The organism is Nocardia sp. BMG111209 (assembly GCF_000381925.1).
Classification (GTDB): Bacteria; Actinomycetota; Actinomycetes; order Mycobacteriales; family Mycobacteriaceae; genus Nocardia.
Window position 1 is genome coordinate 1,362,352 of the sequence record NZ_KB907308.1, and the last position, 24,230, is coordinate 1,386,581.

At 68.2% G+C, this 24,230-nt stretch carries 25 protein-coding genes and 1 tRNA gene; 14 read left to right on the top strand and 12 right to left on the bottom strand.

The window, feature by feature from the left end:
• Nucleotides 1-7: 7 nt before the first annotated feature.
• From G361_RS0129980 to G361_RS0130000, 5 genes are all read right to left on the bottom strand, one after another.
• Complete coding sequence (locus tag G361_RS0129980) at nucleotides 8-418, bottom strand: VOC family protein (RefSeq protein WP_019930836.1); 411 nt, start codon at nucleotides 416-418, stop codon at nucleotides 8-10.
• A gap of 97 nt (nucleotides 419-515) precedes the next feature.
• On the bottom strand, nucleotides 516-1,328 hold the full coding sequence (locus tag G361_RS0129985; protein ID WP_026343669.1) for a SigB/SigF/SigG family RNA polymerase sigma factor: 813 nt from the start codon (nucleotides 1,326-1,328) through the stop codon (nucleotides 516-518).
• Between the two features lie 186 nt (nucleotides 1,329-1,514).
• A complete protein-coding gene (locus G361_RS0129990; protein WP_019930838.1) occupies nucleotides 1,515-1,898 on the bottom strand; it encodes a helix-turn-helix transcriptional regulator in 384 nt (127 codons plus the stop codon).
• A complete protein-coding gene (locus tag G361_RS0129995) occupies nucleotides 1,898-2,554 on the bottom strand; it encodes an SRPBCC family protein (protein ID WP_026343670.1) in 657 nt (218 codons plus the stop codon). The genes G361_RS0129990 and G361_RS0129995 overlap by 1 nt, the downstream gene beginning before the upstream one ends.
• A gap of 128 nt (nucleotides 2,555-2,682) precedes the next feature.
• Nucleotides 2,683-2,756, bottom strand: a tRNA-Met gene (locus G361_RS0130000).
• Between the two features lie 232 nt (nucleotides 2,757-2,988).
• On the opposite strand from G361_RS0130000, the gene G361_RS0130005 reads away from it, so the two are divergent.
• The 4 genes from G361_RS0130005 to G361_RS0130020 all read left to right on the top strand — a co-directional run bounded on the left by G361_RS0130005 (nucleotide 2,989) and on the right by G361_RS0130020 (nucleotide 6,811).
• Nucleotides 2,989-3,405 carry a Zn-ribbon domain-containing OB-fold protein gene (locus G361_RS0130005; RefSeq protein ID WP_026343671.1) on the top strand — a complete coding sequence of 139 codons (417 nt, stop codon included), beginning with the start codon at nucleotides 2,989-2,991 and terminating at the stop codon, nucleotides 3,403-3,405.
• A gap of 11 nt (nucleotides 3,406-3,416) precedes the next feature.
• Complete coding sequence (locus G361_RS0130010) at nucleotides 3,417-4,559, top strand: thiolase family protein (protein WP_019930841.1); 1,143 nt, start codon at nucleotides 3,417-3,419, stop codon at nucleotides 4,557-4,559.
• A gap of 615 nt (nucleotides 4,560-5,174) precedes the next feature.
• On the top strand, nucleotides 5,175-5,714 hold the full coding sequence (locus tag G361_RS0130015; protein WP_019930842.1) for a transglycosylase family protein: 540 nt from the start codon (nucleotides 5,175-5,177) through the stop codon (nucleotides 5,712-5,714).
• Between the two features lie 197 nt (nucleotides 5,715-5,911).
• Nucleotides 5,912-6,811 carry a hypothetical protein gene (locus G361_RS0130020; RefSeq protein WP_019930843.1) on the top strand — a complete coding sequence of 300 codons (900 nt, stop codon included), beginning with the start codon at nucleotides 5,912-5,914 and terminating at the stop codon, nucleotides 6,809-6,811.
• A gap of 79 nt (nucleotides 6,812-6,890) precedes the next feature.
• Here G361_RS0130020 and G361_RS0130025 read toward each other — a convergent pair whose 3' ends face one another.
• Nucleotides 6,891-9,896 carry a UPF0182 family protein gene (locus G361_RS0130025; RefSeq protein ID WP_026343672.1) on the bottom strand — a complete coding sequence of 1,002 codons (3,006 nt, stop codon included), beginning with the start codon at nucleotides 9,894-9,896 and terminating at the stop codon, nucleotides 6,891-6,893.
• Nucleotides 9,897-10,077: 181 nt separating this feature from the next.
• Between G361_RS0130025 and G361_RS0130030 the strand changes: the two genes are divergently transcribed.
• On the top strand, nucleotides 10,078-10,671 hold the full coding sequence (locus tag G361_RS0130030) for a PPA1309 family protein (RefSeq protein ID WP_231387122.1): 594 nt from the start codon (nucleotides 10,078-10,080) through the stop codon (nucleotides 10,669-10,671).
• Between the two features lie 2 nt (nucleotides 10,672-10,673).
• Here G361_RS0130030 and G361_RS0130035 read toward each other — a convergent pair whose 3' ends face one another.
• The gene (locus tag G361_RS0130035; RefSeq protein WP_155981851.1) at nucleotides 10,674-11,699 is read right to left on the bottom strand and encodes a PDZ domain-containing protein; all 1,026 of its coding nucleotides are present in this window, start codon (nucleotides 11,697-11,699) and stop codon (nucleotides 10,674-10,676) included.
• Between the two features lie 50 nt (nucleotides 11,700-11,749).
• On the opposite strand from G361_RS0130035, the gene G361_RS0130040 reads away from it, so the two are divergent.
• The 5 genes from G361_RS0130040 (at nucleotide 11,750) to G361_RS0130060 (ending at nucleotide 17,052) form a co-directional block, all read left to right on the top strand.
• Nucleotides 11,750-13,165, top strand: a complete 1,416-nt coding sequence (locus G361_RS0130040) for a zinc-dependent metalloprotease (protein ID WP_019930847.1) — start codon at nucleotides 11,750-11,752, stop codon at nucleotides 13,163-13,165.
• Between the two features lie 101 nt (nucleotides 13,166-13,266).
• Nucleotides 13,267-14,124 carry a hypothetical protein gene (locus G361_RS0130045; protein WP_019930848.1) on the top strand — a complete coding sequence of 286 codons (858 nt, stop codon included), beginning with the start codon at nucleotides 13,267-13,269 and terminating at the stop codon, nucleotides 14,122-14,124.
• A gap of 73 nt (nucleotides 14,125-14,197) precedes the next feature.
• Nucleotides 14,198-15,541 (top strand): AarF/ABC1/UbiB kinase family protein, encoded by a 1,344-nt coding sequence (locus tag G361_RS0130050; protein ID WP_019930849.1) that lies wholly within the window; start codon nucleotides 14,198-14,200, stop codon nucleotides 15,539-15,541.
• A gap of 146 nt (nucleotides 15,542-15,687) precedes the next feature.
• On the top strand, nucleotides 15,688-16,278 hold the full coding sequence (locus tag G361_RS0130055) for a TetR/AcrR family transcriptional regulator (RefSeq protein ID WP_026343674.1): 591 nt from the start codon (nucleotides 15,688-15,690) through the stop codon (nucleotides 16,276-16,278).
• 33 nt (nucleotides 16,279-16,311) lie between these two features.
• Nucleotides 16,312-17,052: a cupin domain-containing protein gene (locus G361_RS0130060; protein ID WP_019930851.1), complete on the top strand. Its 741-nt coding sequence runs from the start codon at nucleotides 16,312-16,314 to the stop codon at nucleotides 17,050-17,052.
• A 131-nt stretch (nucleotides 17,053-17,183) separates the two neighbouring features.
• Here G361_RS0130060 and G361_RS45425 read toward each other — a convergent pair whose 3' ends face one another.
• From G361_RS45425 to G361_RS0130070, 3 genes are all read right to left on the bottom strand, one after another.
• On the bottom strand, nucleotides 17,184-17,450 hold the full coding sequence (locus G361_RS45425; RefSeq protein WP_019930852.1) for a WhiB family transcriptional regulator: 267 nt from the start codon (nucleotides 17,448-17,450) through the stop codon (nucleotides 17,184-17,186).
• A gap of 179 nt (nucleotides 17,451-17,629) precedes the next feature.
• Nucleotides 17,630-17,950, bottom strand: coding sequence for a hypothetical protein (locus tag G361_RS49825; protein WP_155981854.1), 321 nt, complete (start codon nucleotides 17,948-17,950; stop codon nucleotides 17,630-17,632).
• 105 nt (nucleotides 17,951-18,055) lie between these two features.
• Nucleotides 18,056-20,254 carry an ATP-dependent DNA helicase UvrD2 gene (locus tag G361_RS0130070; protein ID WP_019930853.1) on the bottom strand — a complete coding sequence of 733 codons (2,199 nt, stop codon included), beginning with the start codon at nucleotides 20,252-20,254 and terminating at the stop codon, nucleotides 18,056-18,058.
• A 135-nt stretch (nucleotides 20,255-20,389) separates the two neighbouring features.
• Between G361_RS0130070 and G361_RS45430 the strand changes: the two genes are divergently transcribed.
• Nucleotides 20,390-20,848: a YbjN domain-containing protein gene (locus G361_RS45430; RefSeq protein WP_196814660.1), complete on the top strand. Its 459-nt coding sequence runs from the start codon at nucleotides 20,390-20,392 to the stop codon at nucleotides 20,846-20,848.
• A 49-nt stretch (nucleotides 20,849-20,897) separates the two neighbouring features.
• The gene (locus G361_RS0130080) at nucleotides 20,898-21,149 is read left to right on the top strand and encodes a mycoredoxin (RefSeq protein ID WP_026343676.1); all 252 of its coding nucleotides are present in this window, start codon (nucleotides 20,898-20,900) and stop codon (nucleotides 21,147-21,149) included.
• Between the two features lie 66 nt (nucleotides 21,150-21,215).
• Here G361_RS0130080 and nudC read toward each other — a convergent pair whose 3' ends face one another.
• Together nudC and G361_RS0130090 are read right to left on the bottom strand one after the other, a co-directional pair.
• The gene (gene nudC, locus G361_RS0130085; protein ID WP_026343677.1) at nucleotides 21,216-22,142 is read right to left on the bottom strand and encodes an NAD(+) diphosphatase; all 927 of its coding nucleotides are present in this window, start codon (nucleotides 22,140-22,142) and stop codon (nucleotides 21,216-21,218) included.
• A gap of 76 nt (nucleotides 22,143-22,218) precedes the next feature.
• A complete protein-coding gene (locus G361_RS0130090) occupies nucleotides 22,219-23,193 on the bottom strand; it encodes a TrkA family potassium uptake protein (protein WP_081635694.1) in 975 nt (324 codons plus the stop codon).
• Nucleotides 23,194-23,369: 176 nt separating this feature from the next.
• Between G361_RS0130090 and G361_RS0130095 the strand changes: the two genes are divergently transcribed.
• Both G361_RS0130095 and G361_RS45435 read left to right on the top strand, forming a co-directional pair.
• On the top strand, nucleotides 23,370-23,741 hold the full coding sequence (locus tag G361_RS0130095; RefSeq protein WP_026343679.1) for a membrane protein: 372 nt from the start codon (nucleotides 23,370-23,372) through the stop codon (nucleotides 23,739-23,741).
• A gap of 71 nt (nucleotides 23,742-23,812) precedes the next feature.
• Nucleotides 23,813-24,226, top strand: coding sequence for a DUF6924 domain-containing protein (locus tag G361_RS45435; protein WP_019930859.1), 414 nt, complete (start codon nucleotides 23,813-23,815; stop codon nucleotides 24,224-24,226).
• The last annotated feature ends 4 nt before the right edge of the window (nucleotides 24,227-24,230 follow it).

Below are 24,230 nucleotides of genomic sequence, written 5' to 3' on the forward strand. Positions count from 1 at the left end.
ACCCTTTTCAAACACTCACCCCGCCATCGTTGTTCGGCGTGTCGGAGTCGATGCGCCAGGGCGGATTCCGCCGGTTGGCGCCACCGTGGAACAGGCACAGCCGGTGGCCGTCGGGGTCGCGCAGTCTGGCCTCCCGCCACAGCCAGGACATATCGGCGGGCAGTTGGTCGAATTCGATACCGGCGCTGCGTAATCGGCGACATTCGGCGTCGAGGTCGTCGGTCTCGAAATAGATCGTGACCTGTTCGCCGGCCGGTACGGTGTCGACGCGGTCGACCGAGAAAGTGCTGTCGCCGCTGGGACATTCGAACCGCAGATAGTCGGGGGTCCGCACGATCACCCGCAGTCCGAGCAGCGTGTAGAAGCGTTCCGCCCGGGGAATATCGGTCGATCCGACCGTCACCTGATCCAATCGCATGCAACCACTGCACCATATCGCCGGGCGGCGGACAGCGGCCGCGGCGTCATCGGCGCGGGTGTGTCGGGGTCCGCCCGGGGTGGTGTCCGGCGATCGGTCAGTCCTGTAGTGCCCGTTGCCTCAGTGTGGCAAGGGTTTTGGTGAGGATGCGGGAGATCTGCATCTGCGAGACACCGAGCTGTTCGGCGATCTGCAGCTGGGTGCGGTGTTCGTAGAAGCGTAGCCGCAGCACGTCGCGCTCGCGCCCTTGCAGGTCCAGCAGCAGCGGTGCGATGGCCATCGCGTCCTCGGTGAGTTGATAGCCGCTGTCGCTGTCGTCGTCGATCAGCGCGGGCGGCGTGACCGTCCGGGGGCCGTCGTCACTGCCGGCGGCATCGATGGTGTCGTTGCTGTAGGCATTGGCGGCCAGCAGCGCGTGGGTGATCTCCTCGCGGTCCACGCCGAGCTCCGCGGCGAGTTCCGAGGGTTTGGGCTGGCGATGCAGCTGCTGGGACAGCCGTTCGATGGCGGGGCCGAGGGAGGCCTGTAACTGCTTGGTGCTGCGCGGGACCCGCAGGGCCCAGGTGCGATCGCGGAAGTGGCGACGGACCTCACCCATCATGGTCGGCACGGCGAAGGATACGAACGAGGCGCCCTTGAGGGGATCGAACCGATCGATGGACAGCAGCAGTGCCATCGAAGCGACCTGGTAGAGATCGTCGTAGGTTTCGCCGCGGCCGGTGTAGCGGCGGGCGATGTGCTCGGCCAGCGGCAGGCAGCGACGCACGATACGTTCCCGTAGCCTGGTGTGTTCCCGGTCACCGGGTGGCAGTGCGGCCAGTTTCTCCAGCCAGGGCTCGATGTCGTCGTACGGATCGCTGCCACGGCGAGACCGGTTGGCGGTGGACGATGGTGCGGAGTGATCGAACATCAGTGCCTCCGGCGGCCCGTCTCGGCGGGTCGGGCGCTCGGGACTGAACGTGACCGCGTCCGGCGAGACCGCACTCTCCAGTCTCGCCTCCAACCTGCCGGCCTGTCTGTGCGGAAAACGACGGATCCGATCACAGCCAGGCCAGAAAACGAACGGGTGACCGCCGCAGCCGCTGTTCAGCGGCGCTCAGGCGGGCCGCGCGTCCCGGCCGGTCCGCTCGGCGCGGTGTTCCCGCTTGCCGCGGGCGACCTCGGTGGCCAGTGCGTCCAGCGGCTGCGCGAATGCCGCGAGGGGATCCAGCAGCCAGGCGAGCCATTGCTGGGCCGATCGGTTTCCGGCGCTGTCCAGCGCGTAGATCCGGCGGGTACCCTCCGCCCGCACGGAGAGCAGTCCGGCCTCGCGCAGCACTTTGAGATGCTGGGAGACCGCGGGCTGTGAGATCGGCGTAATCGCCTGTACCGCAGTCACTATCGCGCCTGCGGGCTGTTCTCCCGTGCGCACCAGTTCGAGGATGAACCGGCGTACCGGATCTCCGAGGGCGTCGAAGATCCGGGCCGGCGCCCGCTCCATCAGGACTCCGTACCGTCCTCGGGCACGCCGGTGTAGAAGGCGAAGGTGCGCTCGCCGGCGGCCTGTGCGGCGGCGGGGTCGTCGCCGTCGGCGGTCGCGGCGCGGGCCCACGCGGTCGCGGCGGCGCGCGCGAACTCCCGGCCCTCGGGGGTGGTCGGGAATGCCGCTCCCACCTCGGGATCCACGGCCGCGCCCGACTCGATGTGCAGTCCCAGGCCCATCAGCGTGAGATCCCAGCCCACGCCGACCGCCCCCGGTCCGTACTCGGTCCAGAACTGCGGATCGACCGGCGCCTCGTGCACGAGTTCGAGGACGGTGCCCGCGCCCGCATCGGTCAGGTTCACCTCGAGCCAGGACACCAGCGGCCCCATCTCCCAGGTCACGGCCAGGCGGCGCGGCTCGTCGCACTCCTCGATCACGCCGCCGGCATTGCCGACGAGCTGATAGCGGCCACCCGGCTTCAACTCCCCCTCCACCGGCAGGAACCAGCGCGGCAGCCGGTCCGCGCTCGTGAGCGCGTCCCACAGGTCGGCCCGGTCGGTCGGGTAGGTCCGCCGCGCGACGGCGATCCGTGTGGTGGCGCCGTCGCGGGACCCGGTCCGGACCTCGCGGGCCACCAGGCCGGCGGTGGCGATCGGATCTTCCAGCAGGCTCATGACCATCCTCCTTATATAAGTTTGAAGTTATATTAGACGACGGAGCGGAATCCCGGCGGGATTCGGCGATCATGACGCGGAGAAGCGAAAAGGCCCCGGAACCAAGGAGTTCCGGGGCCTTCCGTGAGTAGCGGGGACAGGATTTGAACCTGCGGCCTCTGGGTTATGAGCCCAGCGAGCTACCGAGCTGCTCCACCCCGCGTCGCTGTGGACAACGCTACCGTACGCACTGCCGGAACTCCCAATCGCCTGATGAGAGGCAGTTTCCGGCGATCGGCCGAGTCGACGGCAATACGGGTGCCCGCAATCACTTACTCCGTACGAAAACCGTGTGTACAATTCTGAGAATCACATTTCCAATATCGACATAGGCGGGTCGGCGCTGATCGCGATCGGCCCGGTGACCTGGGCAAACGAATTACGGAGGACGGGACATGGCGAAGGCGCTCGCGCCCGAAGCATCCACGTGGCCTGCAGAGGACCCGCAGCTCATCGGCAGCCGGTGCGGTTCGTGCAGCGCGGTGACGTGGCCCAAGCAGGATCACTGCCCGCGATGCAGCAAGCCGGACATGGCGGAGCGGCTGCTGCCGCGCCGCGGCACCCTGGTGGCCTGGACGACTCAGGGCTTCGTCCCGAAGTTGCCGTACGCGGGCAAGGAGACCGCCGACACGTTCGAGCCGTTCGGCATCGGCCTGGTCCAGCTCGGTGACGAGGTGCGGGTGGAGTCGCGGCTGACCACCGCGAACCCGGACGATCTGAAGATCGGTATGGAGCTCGAGCTGACCTTCGTGCCGCTGTACGTCGACGAGGCGGGCGACGAGGTCGTGACCGTCGCATTCCAGCCGGCCTGAAGGAGACAGACATGAACGACGTTGCCATCATCGGCATCGGCCTGCATCCGTTCGGCCGGTTCCCCAAGTCGGCCATCGAAATGGGCGCCGACGCAATCCATCTCGCGCTCGCCGACGGCGGGGTCGAATGGAAGGACATCCAGTTCGGCTTCGGCGGCAGCTACGAGGTCAGCAACCCGGACGCGGTCACCCGGCTGGTCGGCCTCACCGGTATCCCGTTCACCAACGTGTTCAATGCCTGTGCGACAGCGGCGAGTTCGATCGAGCAGACCGCCGAGGCGATCCGCTCGGGCCGGTACGACATCGGCATCGCGGTCGGCATGGACAAGCATCCGCGCGGTGCGTTCACCGACGATCCGGCGAAGCTCGGCCTGCCCGCCTGGTACGCGGAGAACGGTCAGTTCGTCACCACGAAGTTCTTCGGCATCAAGGCCAATCGCTACATCCAGGATCACGGCATCTCGCAGCGCACCCTCGCCAAGATCGCCGCGAAGAACATCCGCAACGGCGTGCTGAACCCGAACGCGTTCCGGCGCAAGCCGATCGCGGAAGACGACATCCTGAACTCGGCGATGCTCAACTACCCGTTGACGCAGTACATGTTCTGCTCGCCGGACGAGGGTGCGGCGGCGGTGATCATGTGCCGCGGCGATATCGCCCACCGGTACACCTCGCAGCCGGTGTACCTGCGCTCCACCGCGATTCGCACCCGCCGCTACGGCGCGTACGAGGTGCACAGCACCTGGGCCGCCGTGGACGAGGACGTCTCGCCGACGGTCTACGCCTCGCGGGCCGCCTACGAGGCCGCGGGCATCGGCCCGGAGGACGTCGACGTCATCCAGTTGCAGGACACCGACGCCGGCGCCGAGCTGATCCACATGGCGGAGAACGGTTTCTGCGCCGACGGCGACCAGGAGAAGCTGCTGTCCGAGGGCGCCACCGAGATCGGCGGCCGGCTGCCGGTGAACACCGACGGCGGCCTGATCGCCAACGGTGAGCCGATCGGCGCCTCCGGCATCCGGCAGGTCTACGAGCTGGTGCTCCAGCTGCGCGGACAGGCCGGCGAGCGGCAGGTACCGAACAACCCGCGGGTGGGTTACGCCCAGGTCTACGGTGCCCCGGGCACCGCGGCGGCCACCGTGCTGTCGCTCTGACTTTCGCCCGAACATCGCAGTGGGACCGAGGTTTCGCCTCGGTCCCACTGTCGTTTCGTCGTATTCCGGCGTACCGGTTCCGTCGGCACGGCCAATTGACCGTGACGCGGAACCGGTACGCCGGTTAAGTTTCAGCGCCGCGCCGGTTCGATATCGTTGTGCCGCCGGAGTTTTCCGGTCGGAAAGGCCCGAATCCCGTATGGACCGCAATTATCGGTCCCGGCCGAGACGAAAAATCATGCGATTTCAATCTGCATCCGCGCGCGTCACCGGATTCGAGAGCGGGCAAACGTGACGCAAGTCACTTTTCGGGAGTGATTCACGACACATCACGGCCGAATAACAGACCGTCCGGATTTTCCGTCATGGCATTGCCGAGCTGCGACGAAACGCTTTACGCAGTTATGCATTACATACCATTACCCGTGTTATCAAGACGTGATCTGATCGAATTCGTTAGTTAATCTCGTTCTCGGCCCGGAACATCCGTGACGGGTCCGACCCGGACCGCTGCACACCGCAACCCTGCCCCGCGGCCCGGGAACCCCGACCTCCTGGGGGCAGGGACGCGGCGCCACGGCGCCGGCGCGGCGTGCACGGGGAGGGACACACCACATGACCATGAACCGGAAGTTCTCGAATCGCGTCCTCGGCGCCGTCGCCCTCACCGGCGCGCTCGCCGCCGTACCGTTCGGAGTATCCGCACTGGCCTCCGCCGCACCGGCCCACGACTGGGACGGTGTCGCGCAGTGCGAGAGCGGCGGTAACTGGCACATCAACACCGGCAACGGCTTCTACGGCGGCCTGCAGTTCACGCAGAGCACCTGGCGCGCCAACGGCGGCAGCGGCGTGGCCAGCGAGGCCAGCAAGGACGAGCAGGTCCGCGTCGCCGAGAACGTCCTCGCCTCCCAGGGCGCCGGCGCCTGGCCCGTCTGCGGCAAGTACCTGCGCTGGGGCCCCACCTCCCAGGAGCCGATCGTCGAGACGGCCCCCGCACCGGAACCCGTTGCCCCGCAAGCCCCGAACGAGCGTCAAGCACTCATCGAGCAGGCGCGCACCACCGGCGACCAACTCGCGAACCAGTTCGGCGTCGCCGGCGAGTACCAGCACTTCCTGCAGGACAACGACGGACTCATCCAGTCCCTCGGCCACTGAGCCCACGACCACAGCGGCGCTGCGGGCCCCACCGGGACCCCCAGCGCCGCTGCCGTTCCCGCAATAGCCGATCCGCATAGCACAACGAACGGCTTCGCAACCAATCCGTACGGAGTGTCGGAAACGACGCTCCGATGGCACATTTGGGTCGAATCACTCGAACGTATCTTCGAGATTTCGCCGCTACCTTGGGCGGCATGGTCAGTTCCCAACACGAAGCGATGCACCGGATCTTCCAGACCGACCCCGGTATGTTCGCCCGCGCCACGCGCGCACTGGATCTGCCGTTCCCCGATCCGCTCGAGGTCGAGCTACTGTCCGTCGACCTCACGACCATCGAACCCATCGAACGACGCGTGGACACGCTGCTGCGAATCCTCACTGCCGCAGGCACATTCATTCTCGCGGTGGAGGCACAGCGCTCGTATGATCCGGACAAGAGCGCGACGTGGCCCTACTACGTGACCTACGTCCACACCAAATACGAACTACCGGTGGTGCTGCTGGTCGTCACCGACGACGCGGCGACCGCTCGCAGGATCCGTACCCTGCCGCCCATCGGCCACCCGTTCCACGCCACCCTGGTGATACACCCGATTGTGCTGGGCCCTGCGGAGTTACCCGTCATCACCGACGCGGAGACGGCCGCGGACGACATCCCGCTGGCGGTGCTGTCGGCGATCGCCCATGCCGACGATCCACGCATCGATGAGATATTGACAGTCCTGGCCAAAGCCATGAAACAGATCGACAGCGGAGATGGTGACAACTTCGCCGACCTGACCGAATTCGGCCTCGGTGACTCGCCGGCCGGTGACCTGTGGAGGAAGATCGTGTCCGTGGAGATGTTCTATCGCTCGAAGACCGCGAACCAACTGTGGGCTGCGGCACGGGATGAGGGGCGGACCGAAGGCCACGCCGAGGGCCTTGCCGAGGGCGTGGCCCACACCCTGCTGCTCATTCTGGACCGTCGCGACATCGAGGTCCCGGACGACATCCGTGCCCGTATCACCGATACGCACGACGCGGACCTGCTCGCGGCCTGGGTCGACAGAGCACTCACCGCGACGTCGGCCGCCGATCTGTTCGTCGACTGAGCAGGCCGGGGACCGTGCCGCTGCCCACACAGCAGGGCGGCTCCGCCGGAATCGGCGGAGCCGCCCTGGTGGACGAGCGCTAGCCCCCCGTCTTGTTGTAGTCGTCGATCGCCTTCTGCAGGACCTCCAGCGAGCGGCCGAGTTGGCCCAGGTCGCCGGAGTGCTGGGCGTCCTGGACGGACTTGAGGGCGTCGTTCATCTCCTTGACCGCGGCGTCGCGGCCGGCGGAGCCGGTGGGGGGCAGGATCGGTGGGGTTGTCGGGGTGCTCGGGGTCGGCTGGGTGCCGCCGCCGGGGACGCTCGGCGGGAGGACCGACTGCTGGCCGGGTTGCTGGGTGGCGCCGCCGCCCAGGCCGTCCTTCACGTCGTTGAGGGCGTCACCCAGGGTGGCCTGGTAGCCGACCTTGTCGGCGTAGCTGGCCAGCACCTTCACCAACTGGGGGAAGGAGGCGGCGTTGGGGCCGCTGTTGCGTTCCAGATACCAGGGTTCGACGTACAGGACGCCGCCGTCGCCCACCGGGAGGGTCAGGAGGTTGCCATATTTGATCTTGTTGGTATTGCCGCCGGTGAGGACCGTGCGGTCACTCGACACCCGGGCGTCGGTGGTCATCGACGTCTGAACCTGTTGGGGGCCAGGGGTTTGCGAGTCCGTAGGTAATTTCAGCACGGTGAATTTGCCGTAGTTGTCCGGGTCGGAATCCACGGATATATAGGCCGCCAGGAAGTTCCGGCGGAAACCGACCATCGCACTGGTCAGTTTGAACGCGGCCTTACCGGTTTTCGGATCGCCCATCAGCACGTAGTACGGCGGTTGATGGGCCGTCGTGGGTGCGTCCGAGGTCGGATCGCTCGGCACCGACCAGAAGGCGTTGTTGGTGAAGAACTCGCGCGGATCGTTCACGTGGTAGCGGGCCAGCATCTCCCGCTGCACCTTGAACAGATCCTCCGGATAGCGGAAGTGGGCCCGCAGTTCCGGCGTGATCGCGCTCGACGGCTTCACGGTGTTGGGGAACACCCCGCGCCACGCCTGCAGGACCGGATCGCTCGGATCCGTCTCGTACAGGGTCACCGTGCCGTCGTAGGCGTCGACGGTGGCCTTCACCGAGTTGCGGATGTAGCTGACCTCCTTGCGGGGCAGCACGCGGCCGGTGTTCTGGTCGATCGAATCCTCCGCGGCGCCGTCCAGCGAGGTGCGCTGCGCGTAGGGGAAGTTGTCGAGCGTGGTGTACGCGTCGACGATCCACAGGATGCGCCCACCGACCACGGCCGGATAGACGGCGCCGTCGGCGGTCAGCCACGGCGCCACCTGCGCCACCCGGTCCCGCGGATCACGATTGAAGATGATCTTCGAATCGGATCCGATGGCCCCGGAGAACAGGATGTTGCGTTCGGCGTACTTGGCGGCAAAGGCGAATCGGTTGAGCCAGTTGCCGATCGGCACGCCGCCGCGGCCGGAGTAGGTGTATTGGTCTGTGCCGGTGTCGTATTCGCGCGGCGGCTGGGCATTGCCGCCGACGATCGCATAGTCCGCATCCGACTTGGAGATCATCTCGCCGAAGTAGATGCGCGGCTGATCGACCTTGATGGCCTGCTTGTCCTTCGGCGTGAACAGGTCACTGACCGTGGACTGGTCACCCAGGTTGAACACCGGATAGCCGTAGCCGCCGGTCGACGGATTGCTGCTGCCGGAGCCGGTCGCCGCCTGCTGGGTCTCCTTCGGCGGCGCGACGTTCACCCGATTGGCCGGCGCGGCAACGAAACCGTCGCCGTGGGTGTAGACGGTGTGCTTGTTGATCCAGTCGGTCTGGTTACCGGACAGGTTCTGCGGCACCAGTTCTCGCGCGGCCACGATGTAGTCCTGGACCTCGCCGTTGATGGTGTAGCGGTCGATGTCCAGCGGATCCGGGAATCCGTAGAAGTTCTGCAACTGCTGCCGCTGGATGAAGGTCTGCGTCAACAGGTTCGGATCCAGCAGCCGGATGTTCTTGATGGTCTGCTGATCCGCCGGGATGGTGGACGGATCCTTCGTCTCGACACCCTTGTAGTCGACGTAGGAGACCTTGTCGTCGGTGAGTCCGTACGCCTGCCGGGTGGCGGTGATGTTGCGCTGGATGTAGGCGGATTCCTTGGTGGCCGCGTTCGGCCGCACCTCGAACTGCTCCACGATGAGCGGCCACACCGCGCCGACCAGGATGGACGACAGCACCAGCAGCGCCGCCGCCATGGCCGGCACCCGCAGGTCGCGCAGCACCACACCGGCGAAGAACGCCAGCGCGCAGATCACCGCGATCGACAACAGGATCAGCTTCGCCGGCAGTACCGCGTTGATATCGGTGTAGGAGCCGCCGGTGAAGGTGGACTCCTTGCGGGTGCTCGACAGCAGTGAATACCGGTCGAACCAGTACGCGATCGCCTTGAACAACACGAACAGCCCGGCGATCACCGCCAGCTGGACGCGGGCGGGCCGGGTCAGCGTGCCCTCCCGGCCGGACAGCCGCAGACCGCCGAAGACGTAGTGCGTGATCAGATTCGCGAAGAACGCGATCACGATGGCGACGAACAGCCAGTTCAGCACCATCTTGTAGAACGGCAGATCGAAGGCGTAGAAACCGACGTCCAGCCCGAACTGCGGATCCTTGATGTGGAACGAGCCACCGTGCAGGAACAACTGCACCGTCACCCAGCTCGACTGCGCGACCAGTCCGCACAGCAGGCCCACCAGACCCGGGATGCCGATACCGAACAGTCGCAGCCGGCCCATCACCGTGGTGCGGTACCGCGCGATCGGATCGTTCGGCCCGGCCGTCGGCACGAACACCGGCCGGGCCCGGTAGGCGAACAGCATCGCCAGCCAGATCACCGCGCCCACGGCGACGGCGATCACCAGGAACAGCAGGATCCGGGTCAGCAGGACCGTGCCGTACACCCGCCGGAACCCCACCTCGCCGAACCACAGCCAATTGGTGTAAGCGTCGGTCAATCGCGGCCCGACCAGCAGCAACGCCGCCAGCACGAGGGCCGTCACAAGCAGCACCCGGCTGCGTCGAGACAGCGTTGGTAAGCCTGTCGGGGGGCGCATGCCCACGATGCCACTCTCCCAGGTCCGGCGGCGCCCGTACTTGCACGCCGCAGTCCGATGTCGGGGTGGTCCCAGGGGACCATCGCGCCCCACTCTACGTAAAACGGCTTGCGTTCGATCGAATGCCTCACCAACCCGGGCGCGGTAGGTGTCCGGCCCTCCGGCGGAGGCCTTACAGTTGCTGCCCGTGACTCTTGCTAACCCGGCTTCCGCTCTGTACCGCTGTATCCGCGAGGTCGCGGAATATGCCGACGCCGAGGGCTGGGACCGGCCGCCGCAGATGTTCGCACTGGTGCCGACGCTGGATCTGGTGGCGGCCGAACCGTCACTGCAGGACGAACTCGACGACGGCGCCGAACTCACCCCGATCGCGCAGGAGCCGTTTCCCGACGATGTCAGCAGCGAACTGGCGATCGACGAATTCCTGTCCACCACCAGCTGGCCCGAGTCGGTGACGGGATGTGTTCTCGTACAGCAGATTCTGGTGCTGCCGCCGGACGCCGAACAGGCGCTGGACGACGCGATGTTCCCGGTGCTCGCCGATCGCGACGCGGCCGGGCGCGCGGCCCGCGACACCGCCGCCACCCACCCCGATCGCCGCGACGCCCGGCTGTTCGCCGGTGTGCTGCGCGACGGCACCTCACTGGCGCTGCTGCAGGTCCGGCCCGCCGCGGACGAGGACGAGGATCCGTTCGGCGACCTGGACCTGCGCACCTATCCGAATCTGGCGAACGATATCGTCGCCGCGCTGCGCAACACCCTCGAGCAGGATCCCGAATAGCGCTATCCGCAGGTCGGGGTGGCCCGGCCCGCGGTGATCGACTCCAGGGACTGCACCGCGGTGGTCAGGGTGTCGACCTTGACCAGCCGCAGCCCCTCGGGGGCGCGCTGCTTGGCCTCGTTGCAGTTGTCGGCGGGAACCAGGAAGGTCTCCGCGCCGGCCTCGTGGGCGGCGATCATCTTGTACTGGATGCCGCCGATCGGGCCGACCTTGCCCTGCGGGTCGATGGTGCCGGTACCCGCGACGAACTTGCCGCCGTTGAGGGTTCCGCTGCTGAGCTTGTCGATCAGGGCGAGGCTGAACATCAGGCCCGCGGACGGGCCACCGATGTCGGCGAGGTTGAAGGTCACCCGCAGCGGGCCCTGCGCGGCCTCCTCCGGGGTGACGCCGAGGTAGCCCTTGCCCGAATCGTCCGGGCGCGCACCCAGTTTCACGGTGACGGTCTGTTCGGCGCCGTCGCGGCGCAGCACGATCGGCACCGAGGTGCCGGGCTGCCCGCCCCGGACCGCGTCCACCACGTCCTGCGACGTCGCGACGGGTTTGCCTGCGACACTGACCAATTCGTCGCCGACCTGGAGTACGCCCTTGGCCGGGCCGTCGTCGGCGACCACCCGCAGCCGCACCCTGGTCGGATACTTCAGGTAGTGCAGGGCCGCCAGTTCGGCGTTGTCCTCGGAGTCCTTGAAATCCTGCTGATTGGACTTGTCGACCTGATCGCGCGGCACTCCGGGCGGGTACACCTCCGCGCGCGGTACCAGGCCGTACCGGCCGTCGGCCCACAACCCGAACGCCTCGAAGATATTCAGCCCGTCGCGAACGGAGACCGTGGTCATGTTGAGGTTTCCGGACGTCGGATCCACGGGCGCGCCCTGTACGTCGACCACCTGTCTGCCCTCGACATCGCCGAGCGTATTGAAGGTGGGACCAGGCCCCAACGCGACGAAAGGTACCTCCACGGCACTGCCGACGACACCGAGCACGAGGATGGGCAACAAGGCCGCGATCAGGGTGAGGATCCGACGGTTCACCCGGCCCACAGTAGCGGCTGGCCCGACGGCACCAGCGTAACGTTGGCACTATGAGCGACGTGCCCTTCGGCTTCTCGAACCGCGACGACGACCCCGACAAGCGGGACGATCGGTCCGGTTCCGGCGCGAACAATCCGTTCGGATTTCCGATGGGTGGTTCCGGAGCGGGATTCGATCCGTCGGCGCTCGGCCAGATGCTGACCTCATTGGGCCAGATGTTCTCCACGATGGGCCAGCCGGGCAGCCAATCGGGCCCGGTCAACTACGAGCTCGCCAAGCGGCTGGCCCGCCAGCAGCTCGGCGCCACCGTCGCACCGGTTTCGGCCGGATCGCGCAGTGCCGTCGCCGATGCCGCCCACCTCGCCGAGCTGTGGCTCGACGCGGCCACCACCCTGCCCGCCGGCGCATCGAAGACCGTGGCGTGGACGCCGAACGACTGGATCGAGGAGACGGTCCCCACCTGGAAGCGGTTGTGTGATCCGGTCGCCGAGCAGGTCTCCGGCATGTGGACCTCGACCCTGCCCGAGGAGGCCAAGGAGTTCGCGGCGCCGATGATCGGCATGCTGGGCCAGATGGGTGGCATGGCGTTCGGCTCGCAGCTGGGCAATGCCCTCGGCCAGCTGGCCAAGGAGGTACTGACCTCCACCGATATCGGCCTGCCGCTCGGTCCCGCGGGTACCGCCGCGCTGCTGCCGGCCGCGATCTCGGAGTTCGCGAAGGGCCTCGAACGCCCCGAGAGCGAGGTGCTGGTCTACCTCGCCGCGCGGGAGGCCGCGCATCAGCGGCTGTTCGGGCACGTGCCGTGGCTGCGGCAGCAGGTGCTCGGCGCGGTCGAGGACTACGCGCGCGGTATCCGGATGGACTTCTCCGCGATCGAGGAGGCCGCGCAGAACCTCGATCCGATGTCGCTGGCCGACCCCGCCAAACTGGAGGAGTTGTTGTCGCAGGGCACTTTCGAGCCGCAGACCACCCCGGAGCAGAAGGCCGCGCTGGAGCGGCTGGAGACGCTGCTGGCCCTGATCGAGGGCTGGGTGGAGGTCGTGGTCGGCGATGCCGTCGGCGATCGGCTGCCCGGGTCCGGCGCCTTCGCCGAGACGCTGCGCCGGCGGCGCGCCTCCGGCGGACCCGCCGAGCAGACCTTCGCGACACTGGTCGGCCTGGAGTTGCGTCCCCGCAAACTGCGGGAAGCGGCCGCGTTGTGGCGGCGGCTGACCACCGACGCCGGGCTCGAGGCCCGCGACGCGATCTGGGCCCACCCGGACCTGCTGCCCACCTCCGATGATCTGGACACTCCGGCCGGGTTCATCGACGGCGTGGTCGGCGGCGGCACGGGGATGTTCGACGATCCGCTGGCCCAGCTCGCCGAGACCGAGGCCCGGGAGCAGGCCGAGCGGGACCGCAAGAACCGTGAAGACGGTGGGTCCGGTGCCGCCGCGGACGAGCAGCCCGGCGACGAACCGGCCTGATCCACGGGCCTCCGGGTCGTGCATCGGGTGCGAATCTCAGCACGGTGTGCGGCTGTGACCTGTAGCTTCCCTGCGGGACCCGAGGGTCGGATACTCGGGTTATGACGATGTTCCGGCCCAAGGGGCCCATGCTGCATCCGCGGGTGGCCGTGTTGCGGCGGCCCGGCGGGGCGGTGCAACTGGGGTGGGATCCGGAGGGGGCGGTCGTACTCGAACCGCCGGGGGTCCGCCCCGAGGTCGTGGTCGAATTCCTGCGGCTGCTCGACGGGCTGCGCAGTCATCCCGAGGTGGTGTGGCAGGCCGATCGGCTCGGGGTCGGTCCCGAGGTCACACTGCAACTGCTCGCGGAGATCGACGCGGCCGGGCTGCTGTTGCTACCGGCGTCCGGGCAGGCCCGGGTGCGGACGGTCCATGTGCACGGGCGCGGGCCACTGTCGGAGGCGGTGGTCGGCGGGGTGCGGCGGCTGGGCCTGCGGCCGACCCGCACGCGGGACCTCGAGGGGGCCGCAGCGGCGATCCGGGGTGCGGACCTGGTGGTGCTCACCGATCTGCTGGTGCCCGAGCCGCAACTGGTCAGCGATCTGGTTCTGCGCCGGATACCGCATCTGCAGGTGCGGGTGCGCGACGGCCGGGGCATCGTCGGGCCGCTGGTATTGCCCGGTGGCACCAGCTGCCTGCGGTGCGCGGACCTGATCAGGAACGATCTCGACGCGCAGTGGCCGCATCTGGCCGCGCAGTTGCTGGGAAGAGTGGGTTACGCCACACCCGCGACGGTGACCGCGACCGCCGCGCTGGCACTGCGCGAACTCGAGGTGATCCTCGCGGGCCGAGTGGCCCGTCCACCGGAAACCCTCGACGCCACGCTGGAACTCGACCCCGACTCGCATCGGATCCACAGCCGCCGCTGGCGCCCGCATCGCGCCTGCGGATGCCGCACGCTGACCGGGGCCACGCGGTGAATCGGCAGGCCGAATACTCGGGGTGGCCGATTTCGCATGGCACATTCGGTGATTATTCAGCCATGATGGGAGGGTGTCAGAGATCGTGAGCCGCCGATCGTCCCGCAATGCGAAGCTGGCCAAGATCCCGTTGGGGATCGCTGGTCGCGCTGCGGTCGGCTTCGGCCGTCGTCTCGCGGGTGGCGACCGGCACGAGATAAACGCCCAGCTCAACCAGCAGGCCGCCGAGCAGCTGTTCACCGTGCTCGGTGAGCTCAAGGGCGGCGCGATGAAGTTCGGGCAGGCGCTGTCGGTGATGGAGGCCGCAGTACCCGAGCAGTTCGGCGAGCACTACCGCGAGGCCCTGACGAAGTTGCAGGCCGCCGCGCCGCCGATGCCCGCGGCCACCGTGCACCGGGTGCTGGACCAGCAGCTGGGCACCGCGTGGCGGAAACGCTTCCGGGAATTCGACGACACACCCGCGGCCTCGGCGAGTATCGGCCAGGTGCATCGCGCGGTGTGGTCCGACGGCCGCGAGGTCGCGGTGAAGGTGCAGTACCCCGGCGCCGACGAGGCGCTGCGCGCGGACCTGAAGACCCTCACCCGGATGACCGGCATGATCAGTTCGCTGCTCCAGGCCTCCGATGTGAAACCGGTGATCGCCGAGCTCACCGAGCGTATGGAGGAGGAGCTCGACTACCGCCTGGAGGCGAACAACCAGCGCGCCTTCGCCAAGGGCTACGACGGGCATCCGAAGTTCGTGGTGCCGAAGGTGGTGGCCAGCGCGCCGAAGGTGGTGGTGTCCGAATGGCTCGACGCCACCCCGGTGTCGGCGATCATCGCGCAGGGCATCGAGGACCCCGAGGGCACCCGCGACCTGCGTAATCGAGTGGCGACCCTGATGGCCGAATTCGACTTCAGCTCGCCGTCGATCGTGGGCCTACTGCACGGCGACCCACATCCCGGCAATTTCATGATGCTGGCCGACGGCCGCCTGGCGGTCATCGACTACGGCGCCTGCGCGGCGCTGCCCGACGGCTTCCCGCCGATCCTGGGCCGGATGGTGGCCCTCGCTGCGGAGGACCGCTACGAGGAGCTGACCGAGCTGATGCAGGAGGACGGCTGGGTGCTGCCCGGCCGCGCGGTCACCCACCGCGAGATCGCCGATCTCATGCGTCCGTTCGCCGACCCGATCCGCACCGAGACCTTCCACTTCACCCGCAGCTGGATGCGGCGGGTGGCGGGCCGGGCCACCGACATCTCCGATCCGGACATCCGCACCTCGTGGTCGCTGCAGCTTCCCCCGCAGCACGCCATGATCTTCCGCGTCCTGATGGGTTCGATCGGCATCTCCGCCCAGCTCGACGCCGAGGTCCCCTTCATGCGCCTCATGTACGACTGGGTTCCGGGCTACGCCGAATACCGCACGGCCGGCTGAACTTTCGCGCTCCTCCCGGCCCGGTCGGCGTCGACGCGCGCCTGCGCCGCCGCCGGATTTCGCCGGGCTCGTCCACACGGCACTCCGATCCGCGGCGGAAGTAGCCTTTTCCCGTCTCTGTACCTATCAGTATGTACACTCGAGAGGTGAGCACACGAGATCGACTGGTCGACAGCACGCGTGAATTGCTGTGGGAGCGCGGCTATGTCGGTACCAGCCCGAAAACCATTCAGCAGCGCGCGGGTGCGGGCCAGGGCAGCATGTACCACCACTTCGCGGGCAAGGAGGACCTCGCGGTGGAGGCCATCCGGAAGACCGCCGCGGAAATGCGAGCCTCGGTCGAGACGCAACTGTCCGCGCCGGGCACCGCCGTCGAGCGCCTCGCCGGATATCTGCGACGTGAGCGTGCGGTGTTGCGCGGCTGTCCGATCGGCGGGCTGACCCAGGACCCCGAGGTCATGGCCACCCCCGCACTGCGCGCACCGGTCGAGGAGACCCTCGGCTGGCTGCGTGACCGGCTCGCCGACGAGATCCACCGGGGGCTCGCGTGCGGCGAACTACGGCCGCCACTGGATCCGGCCGCCACCGCGGCCGCACTGGTCGCCGCGCTCCAGGGTGGTTATGTACTCGCGCGCGCGGCCGGCAGCGCCGAGGTCTTCGATCAGGCGATCGCGGGAATTCTCGCACTGCTCGCCGCACATGCAGTCGGTCACGACATCAACACTGCGACAACCTAATTCGATGCCACACGCGAAGAGGATCACGACATCATGCGCATCTCCCCCGCGGCCGCGGTGGCCGCTCCCGGCGAATGGTTCACCGGCAGGGCTTGGATCGACTCGATCTCCGTGGCGGAAGGGCCGTCCCGGACGCAGATCGACAGCGTCCGGTTCGCCCCGGGGGCACGGACCGTATGGCATCGCCATCCGACAGGGCAGACCCTGATCGTCACCGCGGGCAGTGGTCTGGTGCAACGACGCGGCGGGGCGGTCGAATCGGTCCGGGTCGGCGATACCGTGCGTATCGAGGCCGGCGAATGGCATTGGCACGGAGCAACTCCCACCGAGCCGATGACCCACCTCGCGATCGAGGAGATCGCGGACGACGGCCGGGAAACCGAGGCCGGAGAGCCCGTGACCGACGCCGAATATCTCGAAGGCCGTGCCGCCGAGGACTTTCCGCCGATCTCGCGCGTGATCGTGCTGGATCAGCCGGTGGCGCCGGTGCAGACCGCACATCGGGTCGAGATCCGGCGTATCACGATCGCGCCGGGCGTCCCGGCCGGGCTGCACGTCCACAACGGGCCGGTGTTCGGCAGTATCGAGAGCGGGTCCGTGATCTATCAGATCGACGGCGAGCCGGCCTCGATCCTCGGACCCGGCGACGTCTTCCACGAGCCGGGTGACGTGCGGATCGCGCGCTTCGACGCGCTGGACGAGGGGGTGACCTTCCTCGGATATTTCCTGCTGGATTCCGGGCAGGCGCCCGAGATCGCCTTTCCCGCAGCCTGATCGGCGGGACCGGCCCGCAACACGGAACGAGCCCCGCATCTCGGGACAGAGATGCGGGGCTCGTCGGTAGTCGGGACGATAGCCGGCGTGGGTGCCACGCTCGTGATGTGACCTGGGCAGGAACCCGGCGCTCACACCAGGGCGACCTTGCGCGGGCGGCCGCGCGGCCGCTTGCGGGCGATCACGACACCCTGTTCGAAGATCTCGCCGCCCCAGACCCCCCAGGGCTCAGCGCGATCCAGGGCCGCCCGGAGGCAACCCGAACGGATCGGGCAGGTCGCGCACAGCGCCTTCGCCTCTTCCAGCTCGGCCGGAGTCTCGGCGAACCACAGATCGGGGTTACCGACACGGCAGGGCAGGGTGAGCGCGACTCCCCGGGTACGGGGAGTGGAGGTCACGGTGTTTCGGCATGTCACGCGAGGAGTGGTCGCGGTGGACACGTCTTGCTCCTTCAGCTCGTTGCAGCGGTGGTTTCGTTGTCTTCCGCGAAACCGGTGCCGGGTGGCTGAGAGCCTTGAAAACTATGGCCACGGTTTCGCTTCGAGCGATCCGTGGCCAGGAGGCTGGGTGGTGTTCCCTACCGTTGTCGACTTCGTCGACGTCTGCTGATCACGGTCACTGGTGGGCTTGCGTTGCGGAGGCGGGCGGTCTGCGGGCCGAACGGCTGATCGGCGCCATAGGCCTCGACGGCCGCTTTCGCGGCTACCGGGTGCCAACCCCACGCGTGCTTGTCCGTCTCGATCACATGCTTCGGCGCTTGCATTTCGGCACCGATAACGCTTGCAATCGACAGACCGGTCCCCTGCAAGGCGAGGACCCCCCGGGAGACGGACACGAACGCCATCTCGGGCGTGCCGGTGTAGACACCGGCACGTGCGAAGTTCGTGATGCCGTTCATTGGTCTGCCTCCCTCCATGAACTCGTCGTGATGGTCTCTGTGCGCACCGGGAATCGTTCCCGGTCCGTGATCCCACCCTAAGACGGGCTTACACAATCGCACAACTTATTTTTGACCTGCGGTTTTGGGGTCTTGCGCCTGATATCTGGATCGCACGATGCGCAGGATTTCGGGACCGTACTGCCGCAATTTGGCAGCGCCCAGCCCGGGGATGGCGGTCAGGGCCCGCTCGTCGAGCGGCTGCTGCTCGGCGATCGCGGTGAGCGTGTTGGCGCTGAGCACGGCGAAGGTCTTCACCGACAGCTCCGCCGCCTTGTCGCGCCGCCAATCCTGCAATGCGCTCAGCAGCGTGGTGTCCACCTCACCCGGACAGGTCGAGCAACGTCCCAGCAAGGTATCGGTGGTGTTGAGCAGGGAACGGCCGCACACCCGGCAACCGGGCAGCCGCCGCTGCTCGCCGCGGCGATCGCCCCCGGGGCGGGCCACCAGCGACGCCGGGGAATCCTCCGGGACCAGACCGGTGAGGAAGCGGCTGCGCCGCCGGACCCGGCGGCTGCCCTCGGCGCGCGCGAGCGCCCAGGACAGTTGCAGATGTTCGCGAGCGCGGGTGACGCCGACGTACAGCAGGCGGCGCTCCTCCTCCAGCGCGGCCTCGTCGGCGACCGCACCGCCCTCACCGAAGACGTGCGCGATGGGCAGGGTGCCGTCGGCCAGGCCGACCAGGAACACCGCATCCCATTCCAGGCCCTTGGCGGCGTGCAGCGAGGCGAGGGTGACGCCCTGCACGGTGGGTGGATGCCGGGATTCGGCGCGGGTGGCCAATTCGCGCAACAGGCCGGGCAGATCCAGCTCGGGATCCGCGACGGTCAGCTCCTCGGTCAACTGCACCAGCGCCACCAGCAACGCCCAGCGTTCCCGGGCCTGCTGACCGGCCGGCTCCTCGGTGGTGAGGCCGAGCCGGGCCAGTACGGCCCGGACCAGCGTGACCAGCTGCGGGCCGCGGGCATCGGGCAGATCGTCGCGGGCCGCGGCCTGACGCAGCGCCAGCACCGCCTGCCGCACCTCGGGCCGCTGGAAGAAGCCCTCTCCCCCGCGCACCTGATAGGCGATACCCGCCTCGGTGAGCGCCTGCTCGTACGCCTCCGACTGGGCATTGATGCGGTAGAGCACCGCGATCTCGGCCGCCGGCACGCCCTGCTCGATCAGGCGGGCGATCGATCGGGCGGCGGCGGCGGCCTCGGCGGGCTCGTCGTCGAATTCGGCGAAGGTGGGCTCGGGCCCCTCGGCGCGCTGCCCGATCAGTTGCAGCCGGGTGCCCGCGATGCGGCCGCGCGCGGCGCCGATGACGCGGTTGGCCAGCGAGACCACCTGCGGCGTGGAGCGATAGTCGCGTTCGAGGCGGATCACCGTCGCCTCCGGGAAGCGCCGGGAGAAGTCGAGCAGATAGCCCGGGGTCGCGCCGGTGAAGGAGTAGATGGTCTGGTTCGCGTCGCCGACGACGGTCAGATCGTCGCGATCGCCGAGCCAGGCGTCGAGCACCCGCTGTTGCAGCGGGGTGACGTCCTGATATTCGTCGACGACGAAACATCGGTAGCGACCGCGGAACTCCTCCGCGACCGAGGGATAGTCCTCCAGCGCGGCGGCGGTGTGCAGCAGCAGATCGTCGAAATCCAGCAGCAGGCCGTCGGCGGTGTTCTTCAGCGTCTCGTAGCCGGCGTAGACATCGGCCACCTTCTGCGCGTCGTACGGGGTCTCGCGGCGCAGCCGGGCCACCGTGGCCGCGTAGTCCTCCGGCGCCACCAGCGACGCCTTGGCCCACTCGATCTCGCCGGACAGGTCGCGGACGCTCTCGGCGGCCCCGCCGCCGGAGCGCAGCAGGCCGGTGCGCTGGGCGGCCTGCGCCACGATCTGGAACTTGCTGTCCAGCAATCGCCACGGCACATCGCCGACGATCTGCGGCCAGAAATACTTCAGTTGACGTAACGCTGCCGCATGGAAAGTGCGCGCTTGGACCGCGGCGGCCTCACCACCGAGACCCAGTGCGCGCAGCCGGTTGCGCAACTCGCCGGCGGCCCGCGCGGTGAAGGTGACCGCCAGCACCTGGTCGGCCCGGACATGGCCCGAGGACACCAGATTCGCGATGCGATGGGTGATGGTTCTGGTCTTTCCGGTGCCCGCACCTGCGAGAACGCATACCGGCCCGCGTGGCGCCAGGACCGCGGCGGCCTGCTCCGGATCGAGTCCGGCGGGTAGCGGGCGGGGCGCTGGGGTGGCGGGGACCGGGGCGGGCACGGCCTCCATCATGACAGCGACCCCCGACACGACGGCGGCCCACCGGCGGCGCGACCGGCGATTGCCGCGGATCCGGCAGGATGGTCATCGAAGCCCGAGTGGAAGGGACAACCGGTGGCCGCGGACGTGTCGGGGGAGAATCAGTCGATGCCCGACGATGCGAAGCAGTTGGTGCGACCGAACCGGGACCTCGTCGCCGAGTTGCTCGACCGGATGGACCTGACCTACGGGGTCGACGACGAGGGTGATCTCGTCGCGCCCTACGAGGGGTTCCGGATCTATTTCATCTTCCGTGGCACCCAGCACGAGCTGTTCGCCATGCGCACCTATTACGACCGGGTCTTCCCGCTGGAAGCCAAGCCGGTGCTGCTCGGCGCGCTGGACGCCTGGAACCGGGAGACGTTGTGGCCCAAGGCCTACACCCTCACCCAGGAGGACGGAACGGTCCGGATGGTCACCGAGTACCAGCTGATCGTGCCCAACCGGGTCGACCTCAACTTCTTCGTCAGCAATATGACCAGCTGGATGGAGGCGTCCATCCAGTTCGACGGCTGGATCGCCGACCAGCTGGGCTGGGACGGTGACCTGGACGACCCGGACGACTGAATCGGCTCGCCGGGGGAACACGATCGACGGCCGGGTTGTTGCAGGATGCGTGACTGCTACCGACCTGACCATGTACTCGACCACCTGGTGTGGCTACTGCCGCCGCCTCAAGACCCAGCTCGACGAGGCCGGCATCACCTACAACGTGGTCGACATCGAGGAAGATCCCGCGGCCGCCGAGTTCGTCGGCAGCGTCAACAACGGCAACCACGTGGTACCGACCATCAAGTACCGCGACGGCTCGACCGCGACCAATCCCAGCCTCGCGCAGGTGAAGCAGGCCCTGGCCGGCATCAGCTGATCGCGTACGCACCACGTTCACCATCCGAGGCGGGGCTTTCGGCCCCGCCTCCGTTCGTGTGCCCGGCTACTGCGCGGCCCACGCCTCGATGATGCTGCGGGCGATCGAGATCGAGCCGGGCAGTACCAGTTTGTGTTCCTCGGCGCCGGCGCTGCTGCGGCCGGTCACCGAACCCCAGGCGCCGAGGGTCAGCGCGTGCCGGACCTCGTCGCGGGTGAACCAGTGCGCCTCGGCGATCTCGCCGTCGGAGAAGGCAAGTGGCTGTTGCGGATCGGCGACGGCGGTGAAGCCGAGCATCAGCGAGCGCGGCAGCGGCCACGGCTGGCTGCCCAGGTAGCGGATGTCGCGGACATCCACGCCGACCTCTTCGAGGATCTCCCGGGCCACGCAGCGTTCGAGCGATTCCCCGGCCTCCACGAATCCGGCCAGCAGCGAGAACATCGTCGGCGGCCAGGTGTGCTGACGGGCCAGGAGCACCCGCTCGTCACCGTCGTGCACCAGGCAGATGACCGCGGGATCGATACGCGGGAACTCCTCGTGCCCGGACTCGCTGACCCGGGACCAGCCGCCCTTCACCGCCGTGGTGACGGTACCGTCGCCCGCGCTGAAGCGAGCGCGATCGTGCCAGTTCAGCAGTGCGATGGCGGTGGTCAGCAGGCCCAGGCTGATGTCGTCGGTGGGCAGGGATTCGCCGACCGCGCGCAGATCCACCAGCTGGCCGTCGATGTCGTTGTCGCGCACCGCCCAGATGTGGCTGCCGCCGTCGACGCCGAGGAACACCGCCTCCGGAACCGGTTCGGCCGCCAGCGTGATCGCCTCGTCCAGCACCAGAGCGCCGTCGGTGAGGCGGATCTGGCCGCGGCGATTCATCCGCAACAGCCGCGCCTGGGCCCAGCCCTCCTTCAACGCCTGTTCGTCGTCACGCAGGGTCTCGGCCCGGTCGAGTGCGGAACGCGACAGCAGGGGCACATCCTTCAGCTGAAATCCAGACACCCGTCGAGCGTACTGCGCATCGGCCACCGGACCGGCGGCGGTGAGCGGAGGTTCGGCGGTCACGGACATTCCGGGCTCAGCCATGGGCCCGCCGGAGATAGAGCAACTTGTCGCCGGCCTCGAGCGCGTCGACCCGCGAATCGCCGACCTCGATGAGGGTGCCCGCGCGGTCCACCCCCAGCACGATGTCGCCGAGGTGCCGCGGTGACACCCCCACCTCGCCGGGCTCGATATCGCGCTCGGTCACGGTCAGACCCTCCTCCGGCGTCAGCAGGTTCTCGATCATGTCGACCACGTTGGGTGCGTTGGTGGCGATGCCGAGCAACCGGCCCGCGGTCTCGGAGGAGACCACCACCGAGTCGGCGCCCGACTGCTTCAGCAGGTGGGTGTTCTCGGACTCCCGGATCGAGGCGACGATCTTGGCGGTCGGATTGAGCTCGCGTGCGGTCAGGGTCACCATCACCGCGCTGTCGTCGCGGTTCACCGCCACCACCACCGCCGCCGCGCGCTGCACGCCGGCCAGCCGCAGCACATCGGCCTGGGTGGCCGAGCCGTGCACGGTGACCAGCCCGGCATTCGCCGCGGCCTTCAACATGATCGGATCGGTGTCGACGACGACGATCTGCGCGGGCTGCACCCGATCGCCGAGCATCGCGTCGACGGCGGTGCGCCCCTTCGTCCCGTATCCCACGACCACGGTGTGGTTTCGCACCTTGCGCCTCCAACGCTGAATCTTGAACGCCTGCCGGGACCGTTCGGTGAGCACCTGCAGGGTGGTACCGACCAGCACGATCAGGAACAGCACGCGCAGCGGCGTGATGATCACGATGTTGATAAGCCGCGCCACCGGGGTGATCGGGGTGATGTCGCCGTAGCCGGTGGTCGACAGCGAGACCGTCGCGTAGTAGGCCGAATCCAGCAGCGACAGTTCGGTGCCCTTCACATCGTGATACCCGCCACGTCCGAAATAGACGACCAGCGTGGACGCGACCAGCATGAGCACCGCCGCCGCGACCCGCCGGGTCAGGGCGGCCCAGGGACTGGCCTCCATCTCGGGGATCCGCAACACCCCCACCAGGGCGTAGTCGGGCCGGTCGGTCAGTCGCGGCAGCCCGCGCGACGGCTTCTCACCGAACACCGGATCCACCGATCGTCTGCGGCACGAAGCAGATGGTACCGGCGTCCGCCGCACTCGACGCCGGGGCACACGCGTGGAATGCTGCCCTCATGGCCGATCGCCGAGTACGACTTCTCAGCAGCATGCTGTTCGGCATGGGCGTGCTGCATTTCGCCGCGCCGAAGCCGTTCGATTCCATCGTGCCGCCGCAATTGCCCGGTCGCGCACGCACCTACACATACGCCTCCGGCGTCGCCGAACTCGGCGTCGCGACCGCGCTCGCGGTGCCGCGCACTCGCCGGCTCGGCGGCACGCTGGCGGCATTGTTGTTCGTCGCGGTCTTTCCGGCGAATATCCAGTTCACCGTCGATTCCCTGCGAAATCCCAAGACTTCCAAGCTGGTTCGGATCGCATCGATCGCACGGCTGCCGCTGCAGATACCGATGATCCGGACCGCGTTGCGGATACGCGCCGCGGCGTAGCGCTCGACTTTCGTTGCGACGGAGCGGGCAACACCGTAGTGTCTCGGCCTGGATATCAGGGAGGCTGGTCGATGAAGGTTCTGCCGCAGGTGGATTCCCCGCTGTTGGTTCGCACTGATTTCTCCGACGAGACGGCGTGGCAGGCGCTGCTGGCGGTGGTCGCCACCGCGTCGGTGACCGGTGCGCGCGCGAACACCCACATCGTGGACGACGCGGCGTACACCGATCTCACCGCGGCCCAGGTCGTCGAGCAAGCGCCCGCCGGGCCGCTGGGCGAGCTGCTGATCGTCGCCGACAAGACGGCCGTCACCGCGCCGGATATGCCGCTGCTGGTGATCTACCGGCCGGGCACCCCGGATCACGAGGGGCTGCGCGTGGTGGCGGCGCAACTGGGCGCGGTGGAGAACGCGCTCACCGGTTCCGTGCGGGAATGGGACGAGATCGCCGACGCGGCCGACGACGAGGGCGTCTTCCGGGGGTTCTGAGCGA

Excerpts from the sequence above, each read along its gene's own strand:
- G361_RS0129980 (WP_019930836.1), bottom strand. The coding sequence starts at position 418 with ATGCGATTGGATCAGGTGACGGTCGGATCGACCGATATTCCCCGGGCG.
- G361_RS0129985 (WP_026343669.1), bottom strand. The coding sequence starts at position 1,328 with ATGTTCGATCACTCCGCACCATCGTCCACCGCCAACCGGTCTCGCCGT.
- G361_RS0129990 (WP_019930838.1), bottom strand. The coding sequence starts at position 1,898 with ATGGAGCGGGCGCCGGCCCGGATCTTCGACGCCCTCGGAGATCCGGTA.
- G361_RS0129995 (WP_026343670.1), bottom strand. The coding sequence starts at position 2,554 with ATGAGCCTGCTGGAAGATCCGATCGCCACCGCCGGCCTGGTGGCCCGC.
- G361_RS0130005 (WP_026343671.1), top strand. The coding sequence starts at position 2,989 with ATGGCGAAGGCGCTCGCGCCCGAAGCATCCACGTGGCCTGCAGAGGAC.
- G361_RS0130010 (WP_019930841.1), top strand. The coding sequence starts at position 3,417 with ATGAACGACGTTGCCATCATCGGCATCGGCCTGCATCCGTTCGGCCGG.
- G361_RS0130015 (WP_019930842.1), top strand. The coding sequence starts at position 5,175 with ATGACCATGAACCGGAAGTTCTCGAATCGCGTCCTCGGCGCCGTCGCC.
- G361_RS0130020 (WP_019930843.1), top strand. The coding sequence starts at position 5,912 with ATGGTCAGTTCCCAACACGAAGCGATGCACCGGATCTTCCAGACCGAC.
- G361_RS0130040 (WP_019930847.1), top strand. The coding sequence starts at position 11,750 with ATGAGCGACGTGCCCTTCGGCTTCTCGAACCGCGACGACGACCCCGAC.
- G361_RS0130045 (WP_019930848.1), top strand. The coding sequence starts at position 13,267 with ATGACGATGTTCCGGCCCAAGGGGCCCATGCTGCATCCGCGGGTGGCC.
- G361_RS0130060 (WP_019930851.1), top strand. The coding sequence starts at position 16,312 with ATGCGCATCTCCCCCGCGGCCGCGGTGGCCGCTCCCGGCGAATGGTTC.
- G361_RS49825 (WP_155981854.1), bottom strand. The coding sequence starts at position 17,950 with ATGAACGGCATCACGAACTTCGCACGTGCCGGTGTCTACACCGGCACG.
- G361_RS0130070 (WP_019930853.1), bottom strand. The coding sequence starts at position 20,254 with ATGATGGAGGCCGTGCCCGCCCCGGTCCCCGCCACCCCAGCGCCCCGC.
- G361_RS45430 (WP_196814660.1), top strand. The coding sequence starts at position 20,390 with ATGCCCGACGATGCGAAGCAGTTGGTGCGACCGAACCGGGACCTCGTC.
- G361_RS0130090 (WP_081635694.1), bottom strand. The coding sequence starts at position 23,193 with ATGGAGGCCAGTCCCTGGGCCGCCCTGACCCGGCGGGTCGCGGCGGCG.
- G361_RS0130095 (WP_026343679.1), top strand. The coding sequence starts at position 23,370 with ATGGCCGATCGCCGAGTACGACTTCTCAGCAGCATGCTGTTCGGCATG.
- G361_RS45435 (WP_019930859.1), top strand. The coding sequence starts at position 23,813 with ATGAAGGTTCTGCCGCAGGTGGATTCCCCGCTGTTGGTTCGCACTGAT.